15 protein-coding genes are annotated in these 13,853 nt (G+C 32.5%); 13 read left to right on the top strand and 2 right to left on the bottom strand.

Annotated elements, in window-relative coordinates; genetic code table 11:
• Positions 1–6: 6 nt before the first annotated feature.
• Positions 7–636 carry a hypothetical protein gene (locus CHRYMOREF3P_RS21035; RefSeq protein WP_180565442.1) on the bottom strand — a complete coding sequence of 210 codons (630 nt, stop codon included), beginning with the start codon at positions 634–636 and terminating at the stop codon, positions 7–9.
• Between the two features lie 457 nt (positions 637–1,093).
• Between CHRYMOREF3P_RS21035 and CHRYMOREF3P_RS21030 the strand changes: the two genes are divergently transcribed.
• From CHRYMOREF3P_RS21030 to CHRYMOREF3P_RS20970, 13 genes are all read left to right on the top strand, one after another.
• A complete protein-coding gene (locus CHRYMOREF3P_RS21030) occupies positions 1,094–2,116 on the top strand; it encodes a LysM peptidoglycan-binding domain-containing protein (protein ID WP_180565441.1) in 1,023 nt (340 codons plus the stop codon).
• Position 2,117: 1 nt separating this feature from the next.
• On the top strand, positions 2,118–2,969 hold the full coding sequence (locus CHRYMOREF3P_RS21025; protein WP_180565440.1) for a PAAR-like protein: 852 nt from the start codon (positions 2,118–2,120) through the stop codon (positions 2,967–2,969).
• Positions 2,970–2,972: 3 nt separating this feature from the next.
• A complete protein-coding gene (locus CHRYMOREF3P_RS21020; protein ID WP_180565439.1) occupies positions 2,973–5,510 on the top strand; it encodes a M23 family metallopeptidase in 2,538 nt (845 codons plus the stop codon).
• A gap of 5 nt (positions 5,511–5,515) precedes the next feature.
• Complete coding sequence (locus tag CHRYMOREF3P_RS21015; RefSeq protein ID WP_077415454.1) at positions 5,516–6,448, top strand: hypothetical protein; 933 nt, start codon at positions 5,516–5,518, stop codon at positions 6,446–6,448.
• 31 nt (positions 6,449–6,479) lie between these two features.
• A complete protein-coding gene (locus CHRYMOREF3P_RS21010; protein WP_180565438.1) occupies positions 6,480–6,971 on the top strand; it encodes a hypothetical protein in 492 nt (163 codons plus the stop codon).
• Positions 6,972–7,018: 47 nt separating this feature from the next.
• Positions 7,019–8,122: an SH3 domain-containing protein gene (locus CHRYMOREF3P_RS21005; protein WP_180565437.1), complete on the top strand. Its 1,104-nt coding sequence runs from the start codon at positions 7,019–7,021 to the stop codon at positions 8,120–8,122.
• Between the two features lie 13 nt (positions 8,123–8,135).
• Positions 8,136–8,771 carry a hypothetical protein gene (locus tag CHRYMOREF3P_RS21000; RefSeq protein ID WP_180565436.1) on the top strand — a complete coding sequence of 212 codons (636 nt, stop codon included), beginning with the start codon at positions 8,136–8,138 and terminating at the stop codon, positions 8,769–8,771.
• 21 nt (positions 8,772–8,792) lie between these two features.
• Positions 8,793–9,050: a hypothetical protein gene (locus CHRYMOREF3P_RS20995; protein ID WP_180565435.1), complete on the top strand. Its 258-nt coding sequence runs from the start codon at positions 8,793–8,795 to the stop codon at positions 9,048–9,050.
• The gene (locus CHRYMOREF3P_RS20990) at positions 9,023–9,487 is read left to right on the top strand and encodes a hypothetical protein (protein WP_180565434.1); all 465 of its coding nucleotides are present in this window, start codon (positions 9,023–9,025) and stop codon (positions 9,485–9,487) included. The genes CHRYMOREF3P_RS20995 and CHRYMOREF3P_RS20990 overlap by 28 nt, the downstream gene beginning before the upstream one ends.
• 2 nt (positions 9,488–9,489) lie before the next feature.
• Positions 9,490–9,825, top strand: coding sequence for a hypothetical protein (locus CHRYMOREF3P_RS20985; RefSeq protein ID WP_180565433.1), 336 nt, complete (start codon positions 9,490–9,492; stop codon positions 9,823–9,825).
• Positions 9,826–10,226: 401 nt separating this feature from the next.
• Positions 10,227–10,637, top strand: coding sequence for a hypothetical protein (locus tag CHRYMOREF3P_RS20980; protein ID WP_180565432.1), 411 nt, complete (start codon positions 10,227–10,229; stop codon positions 10,635–10,637).
• Positions 10,638–10,647: 10 nt separating this feature from the next.
• Complete coding sequence (locus CHRYMOREF3P_RS20975) at positions 10,648–11,118, top strand: hypothetical protein (protein ID WP_180565431.1); 471 nt, start codon at positions 10,648–10,650, stop codon at positions 11,116–11,118.
• A gap of 194 nt (positions 11,119–11,312) precedes the next feature.
• Positions 11,313–12,155, top strand: coding sequence for a prephenate dehydrogenase (locus CHRYMOREF3P_RS20970; RefSeq protein WP_180565430.1), 843 nt, complete (start codon positions 11,313–11,315; stop codon positions 12,153–12,155).
• A gap of 111 nt (positions 12,156–12,266) precedes the next feature.
• On the opposite strand, the gene CHRYMOREF3P_RS20965 is transcribed toward CHRYMOREF3P_RS20970, so the two are convergent.
• Complete coding sequence (locus tag CHRYMOREF3P_RS20965) at positions 12,267–13,685, bottom strand: L-serine ammonia-lyase (protein ID WP_077415460.1); 1,419 nt, start codon at positions 13,683–13,685, stop codon at positions 12,267–12,269.
• Positions 13,686–13,853: the final 168 nt, after the last annotated feature.

Genomic DNA, 13,853 nt, shown 5'->3' with positions numbered 1-13,853 from the left:
AACCACTTAATCAGCTAATTTCAGAAGCCTTTTAAAATCCTCCGTTATACTCTTCTCCTGTTCAGCCGGATAATCCGCACTGATGTTAGATTCGCGTCCTGTAGTAGTATTGATTAAAATAATATTTCCTTTTTCAAAATAATTACGGGTCATTGTAATTTTTGATTTTTTCAAATCAAATGCTTCTGTATCATTATTTTCTTTCATTGCTTTAGCATCATAGAAAAGTGGACGGTTATATCTGTATTCTTTCTCGAAAACAAAAGACAATTGTCCGTTCAGCAGATAATATTCTATCAAGACCTGCCCCATTTCTCCATAATGCCTGGCGATGACTTTTTTCAGACGTTTATCCGTATAATAAAATGTTGCTTCTCCACCTTCTGCCGATTCTCCTTCAATATTTTTCTTTTGGACAGAAGTCCATTTTGTCATTGAATTAATCCTTTTAAAATTAGCCTGAATAGGTTTCAGCCGGTTTTGTAAACTCTTACTGCTTGTTGTATCCTTTTCGTTGAATGTTTCGTTAATCCTTACAGTATCCTTTGCTTTGGTGGTGAAAAAAACAGATGACTGAGCATATGAATACATACTGATCAATACAATGAAAACTCCGTATAAAAATCTATTCTTCATGGCTGTTGTTTATAGCTTTAAAAGTAATCATAACTTTTGGTTGTGTATATAATGAAACCACAAAAGTCACAAAAGTTTCTTATCTGCTTATTGTAAGTTACAACGAACTGTTTTAAAAGCACATAAGTTTTAAAATATAGCAGCTTAGATTCCTACGGAATGACATAATTGGAATGATAGTCTTACCCATACAGTTTGTCATTCCGTAGGAATCCAACCATATTAAAACAATAAGAAAAGCCTCAACAAAAACTCCAATCCTGACTGGCATCACAACTGAAGACGCAACATTCCCCTCCTCCGGAGGGGTGGCAAAAATTCAAAGAATTTTTGACGGGGTGGTTTTCTGTACAGCATCAATCTCGTGTCGTAATTCTACTACAATTTTTGAAATTTAACCCTAAAAATTAATTTCAAATAGAGTTTTTTAATAGCTTTATCCTATAATTCACATTGGATGGAAATTGATTTCTTACAATATCAGGTACGAAACGGAGATACATTGAGCTCTATTGCTTCCCGGCTGGGTATGACCGGCGAGGAACTAAAGCTGTTTCACAATTCCCATTGCCAAAGAATGGATAAAGTTTGGTTTGAAAATCTTAATGACGTCAAAAATATCTTTGTTCCTACCAATTTTAAAACGGAGAAACAAAAAGAACAGGAAAGAAAAAACAGTTTTCCTTCAAAATTTTCTGAGTCTTTTTTTGCTAAATCCTATTCCGTGAATGAAACCTTTGAAAGTCCGTTTGAACCTTCGGTTACTATTGATTACATCATTGAGCTTGATCTTCACAAAGACAGAAATACAGGCCAACATATCCTGAGCTACAGTCAAAATGATTTTAAATCCAATGGAAATACACCTGATGATAAGGTAAGCAGTTTATCTATTGCCTGTATGAAAAGTACTATGCCTCTTGAATTTATCATGAATGACAAGGGCCAAATTACAGGCTTTGCAGACCACAAAAAAATCACAGACACTTTTACCCGTCAGCGCAAAGAACTTGAAGAGTTTTATGTAGGTGAAGTTGCTCAAAATTACATGGATACGTTTGAAAAAGGTATTCAGGATGAATTATTTTTATTACAGCAATTTCAGAGTACGCTTCTGTTTCAGGCATTGTTTCCCAAAATTGATTGGTTCCAAAGGAAAACAAAATGGGCAGAATCTTTTTATCTTTTACAGAATTCATTTCCGGTACAATGTGAAATCAATATTGAACAGGAAAATAAAGATGACCACTCTGTTTTAACCATTTTAAAGGGTAAAATCACCGAATTATGTACCTCACAGGAGATCATGCGCGGCATTAAACTTCAGGAACCTGCTTCTGAACCTGCACAAGGAAATATTATATTAGAATACACCACCCACACAAAAAATAAGAATCTTCTTCAGGCTAAAGCTTCGGTTTTACTCAGCCATGAAGAGGTATTGATACATCAACACCATATCAATATAACACAAGGATAATATGAAAAATTATGTCACACAAAAAGGCGACACATTCAGTTCGCTGGCCCGGCAGTTTAAGCTGAAAGATGAAGGCATTTTAAAAACCTATCACAATCTCCATTGTCCGCAGGAAGATGTCATGCAGGAACCTGTTCCCGGAAAAACCATTTTTATTCCGGAAGATCCACAGCTTATGGCTCACGAAACTCAGTCTCAGGATATTTCAGACTCTTCCCAGGAAGAATCTACAGATGAAATGAGTTCCGGCGAGGAAGACACTTCAGAACAGCAGGCAAAAAATGAAGAGCCATCATCTGAAAAAACAGATCAGCAATCCAATAAAGAGGAAAAAAAAGATAAAAAAGAGGACAGCAGTTCCAGTCCTCATGAAGGAAAATATTTCATTGTGCAGAAAGGAACTGTACAGTGTAATCAGGGGTTTAAATTTCCAAAATTTAAAGTAACCAGCCATCAAAAGCATTACTGGAATGATGAAGAAGGAAATGCCGATTATCTGGCAGTAACAGAAGATGATCTTCAGCTTGATCCGGCGGCACAACCGTTTGGACAATGCAAACTTAAGCCGAGTTCAGGAGGATATCTTCCCTGCGCTTATGCTCCCGCCGGAAAATGGCAGAAAACTTATGAGAAAGTAAAAGTCATGGGAAAAAGCTGCCTTACAGAGATATCAGAACTGATGTGCAGCACAGGAGGAAAAATCACCATCCTCAAACATGGCCAGCAAAGTGAAACCAGCAAAAGCCAGGTTGGAAAAGCCAATACGCAGGAACAGCAGGTCTACAATCCTGTTGTAGATTTTGATGAATTCAAGGAAGATACAAAAGGTACAGACGAACTTTATTACAGCTAAGCCATGACAGGAAATATTATTGGGAATCAGAATCCTATGGTAGGAAAAACCTACACCTACGAAATAAAACCTTCGGGACTGTCATTCGGGCTGAAGGGCGAGTATGAATGGTATCTATACAAGAAACAGAAAAACGGAATCTGGAAAGACATTACCTCCCAACCTAAAAAAGGTGAAAAGGTAACATACAGATTTGGAGAAATAGGCCTGGGAATAGAATTTCAAATGAAAGTCTACGAAACTAAAAAAGGTATTTTCCCGGGACTTCCTGATACCAAAGAATTGGCTGCCACTTTTATATTGATTCCTACCAGTGATAAGGTTTCAAAAATAGATAAAGTAATCCTTTTCAACAGAGGAGCAAAAGATGTCAATAAAGCCAGCTATCGTGATACTCTTATCGCGCAGGCCCATTGCATTGCAATGTTCAATAAGGAAATAGAATTTCATCTTTGGGAAGATGATGCTCCCGGCAAAGGCCATGATCCCAACATTAATAAAAACAACCGTCACACAAGAAGTTACAAGGCTCAGGTCAATGAAAAAGGGATTGCGGAAGTACCAATTCCTCTGATGTCTGATGAAAAAATTCTTCGTCAGGTAGCCAATCAGTTTATGATGAAAGGTGATAAGAATGAAGGAGCTAATCATGAATACTATGTTACGGCAACTTACTCCGGGAAAATTCAGGGAGCCAGCCAGGTGAATGTAGATGTGGCCAATCCTGATTATAAAGGACAGCCTCAAAATCAGCCCAAGCCACAACCTAAACCTCAAAATCAAAATCAACCTCAGCAACACACACCAAAATTCACGCCCGGACAAGGAGGAGGCCCCAAGCAGCCCGACCCTAAGGGTAATATCATAGAAGCTGTTTTCATTGATGATACAGGAAAAGAGCTTTCCAAAGTAGCTGTAGGAGATAAAGTGAGGATAAGAATCCACTCCAAAAATATGGTGGAAAAACATATTCAATATGTAGTTTGGGAATATGACACCGCTTCCAATGATGAAGTGTTTAGAAGTGGAAATATTAAAATTACAGCGGATATCTATGACACTTCAGGATTTATCATTACAAAAGCTATTTTTGAAAAAGGAATAGACTCCCCTATTGGCGATCCGGACTCCGATAAACAAAATTATTTTATCGAAATTATCTCCAAAGATCTTTCCGCAGAATCTCAGAAATTTGGGGTAAATTCGGAGGGCTTGATGGAAGTGGAGAAGGTGAAGAGTGCGGCGGGAGTGCAGAAAACAGAAAAACCTGAGAAACAAGGAAGTTGTATATGCCAAGAACAATATAAAGATTTAATTTGGGGGGAGAAAGTGAGTTGTGAGTTTAGAAAGAAAGTAGTGCAAATATGCGCTGAATTGTGGGGAGAAAATAGAAAAATGGAGATGGCAAGTGGGTTAATGGCTGTAATGAATGTAGAAACAGCAAGTTCATTTAAAGCTCACCAAATAATGGGTCAAACTTTAAAGAATGTCAAGGCCATAACAAAAGATGATTTCTGGCTTATTCAAAAAGATAAAAAAACGGGAAAAGAAGTTCGTACTTCACGAGCAGTTGGGTTAATTCAATTTACACAATCTGCATTACAAGCAATTGGAGAATTTAAATCTGGTAGCGGCTTCGATAAATTACATGAAGTAAAATTACGTTTTGCAACAATGGGAGAAATTAAACAACTTGATTATGTTAAAAAATATTTTGAACCTTCAAAAAGTAAAATTAAAACCTCAGAAGACATTTATTTACATGTATTTGCTCCTAAAGGTGTAAATCAATCAGATAATTATGTTTTATATGAGAAAGGGACTATTGAATATACTCAAAATGAAAGTGTTGATAAAAAAAGTAAAGGAATAAATAAAGGAGATGGTAAGATTCAACGTTCAGAAATTTTAGAAAGATATCATGATAGCTATGACGAAGGAAGTACTCATAAAACACAAAAATTTAATTGTAATAGTTCACCTGAAAAATCAGATGAAAAGCAAACATCAAAATGCCCAGAAGATTGTTCCCAATGCTTTGAATATGATGATGTAATAGACAATCCAAAATTAAATGACCAAAGTAACAACGTAAACAAAAATAGATTTCATAGAACTCCTAGGTACAATAACAAACATCCTAAAGGATATTATCACACAGGTACCGATATCTTAGCAAATTTAGACAAGGAATTAAAATCAATGCTTTGTGGAGAAGTTGTAGAAGCCCTAGACACAAAAGGAGATTTAGGAATGATTGTTACTATTAAATCTAAAGATAAAAATGGTAAATTTATCTGGATAAGATATTGTCATTTAAACTCATATTCTGTATCAAAAGGACAAAAGATAAAACATGGAAAAGTTTTCGGTAAATCTGGAAATACAGGGAATGCAAAAGATATTTTACCTCAATACTATCATGTTCACATTGAAGCATCAACGAATGGCGTTTTTTATGGTGGAAATACACGTGTAGATCCAGAACAATTTATGAAAACAAAATTTGATGAAACTGTAAAAGGAAATCATATTAAATAAAAAGAATGAATAAAATATTTTTAATAGTAATTGCATTTGTTACCTTACAAAGTTGTAATGGACAAGAAAAAAACAAGGTTCAAAATTCTAAAAAAATCGATAATTCTCAAAAAGTTCAAATTACAAACCTAGATGAGAACTCTATCAATTTTCTAGATACAAAATACCAAGCAACCGGTTTTTTCATTCCAGATATCTCCAATCCCTATCCAACATACACTTATTCAGATAAAAAAATGGGTGTTTTCAGTGTAGATTTTATCGGGAAAAGTAATGAAACTCAATATTTTTGGAGCCCTAATAATTCGAAAGGTTTTTTTTCGAAATCTAATAATCCTGAAAATGATGCCCAAAATTCAAAAGCTATAAAAAACCTCATTAAAGAAAATAATTATTATGTAGTTGCTTCTTATTTACCTAGTGAATTCATCACTTATACAGGTGGAGAAGATGGAGAGTTTGAACCAAAACAAAATGCAAAAACAACGTTTTATTTATATGAAAAGAATAAATGGAAACAAATAGGAGAAATTGAGACTTCAAAGATTCCAGAAGATATTTTAGCATTTGAAACCAGTCTTATTCAGAAAGAGGTTCTTAAAAATCTTAAAAACCATTCATCAACTTATGATGGTACTCATTCTACTTCAGTAGAAACAGAAGCTACAACAACAGGTATGGCTTCTATTTCATATGAATTTGACATTAAAAAGAGTAATATATTCTTATCACTAAACACATATAAGGAGTCCAACCTGTGTGAAGGTAAATATATAGGTATCGAAAAAGACAATCAATTAGAAATATATTATAGTGGTGATCAATTAAATTGTGTAGATATTGATCCGAAATTTATAATTAAAAAAGATAAAACTCAATTTTATATAAAAGGAGTTGGAGGAGAATCTACTAATAATGAATGGATATTGATGCAATAAATCTAGTTGACACAATCCCATAAACCAAATCATGAAAAACTTTTTAATTTTATTATCATTCATATCCATTTCGTGCACAGATAATCAAAAAGGAAAAAGCTGTGTATTGAAGAAAGAAAAAAAATATGATCTTAATACTCAAGTTATTGAATCTGATTTACAGAAAATTGGAGGAAGTATTTCATCATCAAAACAACAGATTTCTATCCCATCAGGAGAATATTTTGCAACCAACGAGAAGTTGGATGATTATGGAGTTTCGTTGAAAATTGAGAAAGATTCTATTATTTATACAGAATCTGGAAATATGGGAAAAATGTATAATCAATACCTACTTAAAGAAGATAAGACTGTTGATGGAAGAATATTTTTAAAATATTCACAGGTAATTAACGGATATACAGGTGATGCAGATAAACCACATTATTTCGGTACTCTTCGATATGATAAAGGTAAGTTATTATTTGAGAGCGAATACACAGAAAAAAGATATGGATTAAAAAATGTAATATTAAAAAAATAAATAATCCTTACTGTTTCGAAATGTTTGAAAATTAAGATAAATCCACAATGATGAAATCCTTTTTAATTTTATTATCACTCATATTCATTTCATGTTCAGGCAAGCAGGAAGAGAAAATAATAGAAAAAGAAACTGAAATAATCGAAAGTTATTTCACCAATCATAAATTCAATGATACTGAGGAAAATTTTGATAAAATCAACAAAGATCTGCTTGGTATTAAACCTGATAAACTTCAAAACGGATATAATAATGTCTTAATATTCAATGAAACTACCAATTATCAGATATCAAAGGATGGAAAATATATTAAAATAGGTAATGATATTTTACCTGATTTAGATAATGTCAAGGCAGATATAAAAAGTAATAAAGACTATCCTTATTTCGAAGAATTATTATCCCTGAACAAAATTATTTACCAAAATGATTTAATATCCATTTTGAGCGTAGCATCTAAAAATACTGATCTTGCAATTGATTTGGTAGTTCTATTTAATTATGAAAAGAATGAAACTCTTTTTAATTCTGCAATTAGAAATATTCAGAATTGGGATGATATTGAGCAAAGTTCGAGACTATCATTTGTATTCTACAATAGTACAACGAATGTATTTAAAATTAGAGAAAAGCTATTGCAAAAACTAAAATCAAAAGATTCGTTTTTATATGCACTAACAACTTATTTTGCCGATAATAAAGACAATATCATCAAAAAGAATGATATTCCAGATTCAACATTACAAAAAGCTATTGCTTATCTTTTACAACTTGGATTCGAAGGCAAAGAAAGCATTGATATACAATCAGATAAAACATATTTATTATTAAACAACGTCTATGTTTCTCACCCGGAATTAAAGGACTCTTTTCAAAAAAATAAATATTATGGTTATCCTTCTCTTGAAAAGTACTCAAAAGATTATGGACTTATTCAAGAAGATAATCAAGAAAAAGTATATTCAAGAATAGTAGACCCCGATGGATTTACCAATCTAAGAAAAGATAAAAATACATCATCTCAAATTCTACAAAAAATAAACACAGGCGAACAAGTCGAGGTTTTAGACCAAAATGGTGATTGGTGGTTGGTAGTTTCTAAAGAAGGTAAAAAGGGATATGTTCACAAAAGCAGAATAAAAGCAGAATAAATAACTTAACCAAATGATGAAACCCGTTTTAATTTTATTATCTCTCATATCTTTCTTTTTAAGCTGTAAAGAAAATAATGTGAGGGCTATGGACGCCAATGAATCACAATATGAAACACCATACTTTGATGATGATCATATTAAAGATAAAGCTGTAATTAAGGCAAAACAAAATACGGAACTCTCTAGTTTTATACTATTCATCTACTTGTCTTCATTGAACAAAACGGTTGAAATCCCCATTATCAACAATAGTATTCTATATAACAATACTGAAGCAGATTATTATTTAAGTGATCCTATTATTAAAAATAAAATAATTACCATTCGAGTAGATTATGCAGATCAAGTTACAAAACCTAATATTTCCGGCGAGAAAAAAAATGTAATTGAAAAAATGAAGTTTAGATTCGATAATAAGAACAAGAAAATACAGGTTATTGGATATGATTTAAGTTATACAAAAGCTAAAAAAATTTATTCAAAATCATTTAATTTTATTACCGGAAAGTTTTATTCAACATCATCTTTTGATGGTAAAAAAGAAGAAACATCCGGCTGGGCTTCAGAACTTCAAAACATATATATAGAAAATTGGAATAGTGGTTTTATCAGTAAACTTTTATTACACGGAAATGAAATTGAATAAAAATTTATAAACAAAAGCACAATGATAAAACCTCTTTTAATTTTATTATCACTTATACTCTTCTCATGTTCAGGTAAAAAGAAAGAAAGGATAGTAGAAAAAGAACAAAATAATCAAACATTTGAATGCCCTATAGACTCTACCTCAATGCAGACTACAGAATATAATGGAATTACATTTTATACTGAAAATAATCTGAGGGGAAGCGGAGTCATAAATTTATCAATCAATAAAAAACAGAAATCTTCAATATGGATAAAACTCCTTATGGTAAAATAGTTGTTAATAATGATGATGAAAATGTATATGACGTTAAGCTTCCTAAAGTTGTAATTGCCCGGGAAATAATTCCTGATAGTGAACATAGAATATTTAGTTTCGATGCTGAAGAACCAGGATCAGATAGGGATTTCCTCATCATTTACATCAATAAACAAAAAAAGTTGATTGAAAAGAAAAACAATGATTATGCTTTTAATTCATGGGAGAATTATATTAAAACAGCTTTTATACAATTAACTCCGGAGATTTCAAACACATCAAAAGAAGAACAATTATACTGGTATAAATCACTAAAAATAAAAGGTGATTCAATGCAAATAAAATCAATCCCCAAAGCTGATTGTGATTATATAGAAGAATATAAGAATGTCACAAAATGGATCCAATGGAAGAAAGGTTCATGTAAATTAATCAAATTTAATTTCTGTTATTAACCATGAGTAAGACTATTTATACTTTCTCGTTTCTTCTAATTTTTATAACTCTTAGTATTTGTTGTAAGGATAATAAAACTTACATAAGAGAAAAAAATATAGATTTTTTTTTAGGAGATAAAAAAATTTCAGAAAAGAAATATTTTGAATTGTTAACTAGTTCTAAAGGATATTCTATTTTAAAAAACCAAAACTCTATATATGAAAAAAATTATTCGAATATTCATAATACAGAAGTATCAAAAGAAGAATCGCTATCAATAATACTAAATAAAAGTATTTCTAATGAAAAGAATTATAAATTAGTATTATACACTTTAAGAAATAAAAAAAAATAGACTCTATTCAATTTTATAGAAAAGTTAATGATGTAAGATATAAATCTGATCGCTATACTTGCCTATCATATTTAGACTTAAAAAATAAAAAAATATGGCAAGTTTCATATTTTTCCTCTCCCAACCAATCTCTTGATATAATATCTTATTCAACGAGTAAAATTAATAAAGATGGTACAATAACTAAATTTGATTCTATTCCTTATTTAGATGAAGCATTAGAAACAGAATTAAGTAACAATAAAGTCTATTATTAGCAATAATAAATTTTCAGTCTCTATATTATCTCTTTAAAATTTATAACTATGCAGAAAGCATAGTTCTTTTTAAACAATTATATAAACACGCATTGATGAAATCCTTTTTAATTCTATTATCATTTGTATTCTTTTCATGTTCAGGTGAAAATAGCAGAAAAAGAAACTGAAATAAGAAATATTGATAGCAATATAGATGACAATCAAAGAATTAAAAATACAGAAGTTACAATCAACAATAACGATTGGATAGGTTCTTATAAAATTTCAACAAAAGCCATTAGTCAATTTGACAATAATGAAACAAATATATTTTATTCAATAACAGTAGAATCAAACCAGAAAGCAATTTTAAGTATTAGTGCAGAAAATGTGGAAGATTATTGGTGTGAAGGAGAATATCGTTTAATTAAGGAGGATAATATTTTACATGCAAAAGGAAAATGTGATCAAGATGATATCGATGATTTTTACTTAAAAAATGAGAATAAAAAATATTTTATAAAAAGTAAGAGATTTATAAACAAAGATTGGCAGGAATTAGAAAAACAATAACTAAAACCAAATGATGAAAAACTTTTTAATCCCTTTAATATTATCCTTCGTCTTTTGGAGTTGTAAAGAAAGGAACAAAAAGGAATGGGAAAATGTTAAAAAAGAACAAAACTCAACTTTGATTGAAGAGCAATTTCAACCCGCAATGACAACAAATGTAAATTTGAATAAAAACTTAATTGATTTCAAAGGCTTTTATAACATTTGCACAGCAAATGAGAGAAAGGATTCTATTAAATCTGAAACATGTTACGAAATAACAATTAAATCAGATTTAGCTTTTATTGATGCTAATACGTCATTGTGTAAAGGAAATTATAAAATTGAGCAGATTCAAAATAATGAAATCAATTTGATAAATGAAAATCATGATAACTGCAATTTTAAAATTAAAAAAGAAAAAAACACTTATTTTATTCAGGGAGTTGGAGGTGAGGCAACATTCAATGAATGGATACAATTAAAAAAGACCACCAATTAATATAATCTATATACAATTTAGAAAAGAAATTTCGCTTCATTTGAAAAATATTTATACCTTTGCTCTGTGATTTTTAACAACGGAACATATTATTATAGAATTTTTACCTCAGCTCTGGGATAGGGATTCTTATGAATATAATTTAAAACCTCGTCCTAGGGACGAGGTTTTTTTATTTTAAAAAATGTAAAAAGATGAAAATAAGTATTATTGGAGTAGGATTGATTGGAGGTTCAATGGCTTTGAAATTAAAACAGAAAAACATCGCCAGCTTCATCTACGGAATCGATAACAATACACAGCATATCAGTGACGCATTAGATCTGAAAATAATTGATGCCGGTGTAGATCTGGAGCATGGGATTAAAAATTCGGATCTGATTATTCTTGCCATTCCTGTAGATGCTGCCAGAAAACTGTTACCTTCTGTTTTAGACCTTGTGTCTGATCAGCAGACCGTAATGGATGCAGGCTCTACCAAAGCTGGAATCGTAAATGGTGTAAAAAACCATCCGAAACGTTCAAGATTTGTAGCGTTCCACCCGATGTGGGGAACAGAAAACAATGGTCCGAAATCTGCCATTGCTGAAAGTTTCTCCGGAAAAGCAGGAGTGATATGTAACAAAGAAGAATCGGCAGATGATGCATTGAGCACCGTTGAAAAGGTGGTCAATGCCCTTGATATGCACATGATTTACATGGATGCAAAAGATCACGATGTTCACACTGCTTACATCTCTCATATTTCCCATATTACTTCTTATGCCCTTGCCAATACTGTATTGGAAAAAGAACGTGAGGAGGAAACTATTTTTCAGCTTGCCAGTTCCGGTTTCTCAAGTACGGTACGTCTTGCCAAGTCGCATCCTGAAATGTGGGTTCCCATCTTTAAACAAAACAAAGAAAATGTGCTGGATGTACTGAACGAACATATCTCTCAGCTTAGAAAATTCAAATCTGCCCTTGAAAAAGAGAACTATGAATACCTTGAAGAACTGATTACCAATGCCAACAGGATTAGAGGAATTTTAAGATAAAATCTCTTTATACAATACTAAAAGCCCAATGGTTTTTACTTTTATTTTATTAAGAAACCCTTAGTCAGTAATGTCTAAGGGTTTTATATTGTTAAAACAGCTTTATTTCTATTAACATTCCGGAACGTTTACCGCGATGGCTAATCCACCTTCTGAAGTTTCTTTAAAACGGTCACTCATGGACTGAGCGGTTTCCCACATCGTCTGGATCACCTCATCCAATGTTACTTTGGCTTTGGTAGGATCACTTTCCAATGCGATATTCGCTGCTGTAATCGCTTTCATCGCTCCCATTGTATTTCTTTCAATACACGGAATCTGTACCAGTCCTTTGATTGGGTCACAGGTTAATCCAAGGTGATGTTCCATTGCAATTTCTGCTGCCATCAATACCTGTCCGACACTTCCACCCAAAATCTCCGTAAGCCCGGCAGCTGCCATTGCGGAAGAAACCCCAATTTCGGCCTGACATCCTCCCATCGCTGCAGAAATGGTTGCGTTTTTCTTGAATAACGTCCCTATTTCTCCTGCCACGAGCAGGAATCTTACAATATCATCTTCACTGATAAACGGTGTAAATGCCTGAGCATACATCAATACTGCCGGAATTACTCCACTTGCGCCATTAGTAGGTGCGGTGATAATTCTTCCGAAACTTGCATTCTCTTCATTCACAGCCAGTGCAAAACAGGCGATCCATTTGTTGATATTCGTAAAGTTTTCTTCAGCATCTACAACCTGCTGGAACCATTCATCCTTATTTTTATAAATTTTGTCTCCTAACAGTTTTCTGTTGATTCCTGCTGCTCTTCGGGAAACATTCAGTCCGCCAGGAAGAATTCCTTCTTTATTTACGCCTTTATAAATACATTCTTTAATCTGCTGCCAGATGTAAAGCGCCTCCTGTCTCGTTTCTTCCTGAGTTCTCCAGCTTTCTTCATTCATGAAAATTAAATCTGAAATCTTATTAAGCCCAAGTTTCTCGCAATATTTTGCAATATCAGAAGCTTTATGACAAGGATATAATGTACGTACGCATTGTTTCTGAATAGAGTTTTTTTCCTGGCTGGCAATAAAACCTCCTCCTACAGAATAAAAATCCTGTACAAGCTCGGTTCCATCTTCAAAAACAGCTCTGAAGATCATTCCATTCGGGTGAAAATCAAGGCTTTTTTTCATATTCAAAATCAAATGATGTCCATAAACAAATGGAATCACCTTCTCCCCTCCCAGATGAATGGTTTGAGTACTTTTGATGTACTCTATTTTCTCATCAATTTTTGAAGTATTGATCGTCTTAAAATCTTCCCCATTCAAACCAAGCATTCCTGCAATATCAGTTCCGTGCCCAATCCCCGTTTTTGCGAGTGAGCCAAAAAATTCAAGAAAAACTTCTTTAACTTCTTCGATTGATCTTTCTCTTTTAATAATCCTGATAAATGCAGCTGCTGCATTCCAAGGTCCCATCGTATGCGAACTGGACGGGCCTATTCCTACTTTAATAATCTCAAAAACCGATATTGATTCCATAAATGATTCGTCATTTTCCTCAAAAACAAAGATACATGATAAATCCTAATATATGCATAGCAAAATCCCAGATTTATTCGGTTTTCATAAGCCATGAAATGAATTTATGACAAGTATTTTTGTACATTAGCCTATACTGTTGAATCTATTATTTAAGTGTCTTTTAAT

The organism is Chryseobacterium sp. JV274 (assembly GCF_903969135.1).
Taxonomy (GTDB): Bacteria; Bacteroidota; Bacteroidia; order Flavobacteriales; family Weeksellaceae; genus Chryseobacterium.
Note: the sequence above shows the minus strand (reverse complement) of the source record. Positions and strands in the feature narration are given on the sequence as shown.

Coding starts and splice junctions, on each gene's coding strand:
- CHRYMOREF3P_RS21035 (WP_180565442.1), bottom strand. CDS start 636: ATGAAGAATAGATTTTTATACGGAGTTTTCATTGTATTGATCAGTATG.
- CHRYMOREF3P_RS21030 (WP_180565441.1), top strand. CDS start 1,094: ATGGAAATTGATTTCTTACAATATCAGGTACGAAACGGAGATACATTG.
- CHRYMOREF3P_RS21025 (WP_180565440.1), top strand. CDS start 2,118: ATGAAAAATTATGTCACACAAAAAGGCGACACATTCAGTTCGCTGGCC.
- CHRYMOREF3P_RS21020 (WP_180565439.1), top strand. CDS start 2,973: ATGACAGGAAATATTATTGGGAATCAGAATCCTATGGTAGGAAAAACC.
- CHRYMOREF3P_RS21015 (WP_077415454.1), top strand. CDS start 5,516: ATGAATAAAATATTTTTAATAGTAATTGCATTTGTTACCTTACAAAGT.
- CHRYMOREF3P_RS21010 (WP_180565438.1), top strand. CDS start 6,480: ATGAAAAACTTTTTAATTTTATTATCATTCATATCCATTTCGTGCACA.
- CHRYMOREF3P_RS21005 (WP_180565437.1), top strand. CDS start 7,019: ATGATGAAATCCTTTTTAATTTTATTATCACTCATATTCATTTCATGT.
- CHRYMOREF3P_RS21000 (WP_180565436.1), top strand. CDS start 8,136: ATGATGAAACCCGTTTTAATTTTATTATCTCTCATATCTTTCTTTTTA.
- CHRYMOREF3P_RS20995 (WP_180565435.1), top strand. CDS start 8,793: ATGATAAAACCTCTTTTAATTTTATTATCACTTATACTCTTCTCATGT.
- CHRYMOREF3P_RS20990 (WP_180565434.1), top strand. CDS start 9,023: ATGGATAAAACTCCTTATGGTAAAATAGTTGTTAATAATGATGATGAA.
- CHRYMOREF3P_RS20985 (WP_180565433.1), top strand. CDS start 9,490: ATGAGTAAGACTATTTATACTTTCTCGTTTCTTCTAATTTTTATAACT.
- CHRYMOREF3P_RS20975 (WP_180565431.1), top strand. CDS start 10,648: ATGATGAAAAACTTTTTAATCCCTTTAATATTATCCTTCGTCTTTTGG.
- CHRYMOREF3P_RS20970 (WP_180565430.1), top strand. CDS start 11,313: ATGAAAATAAGTATTATTGGAGTAGGATTGATTGGAGGTTCAATGGCT.
- CHRYMOREF3P_RS20965 (WP_077415460.1), bottom strand. CDS start 13,685: ATGGAATCAATATCGGTTTTTGAGATTATTAAAGTAGGAATAGGCCCG.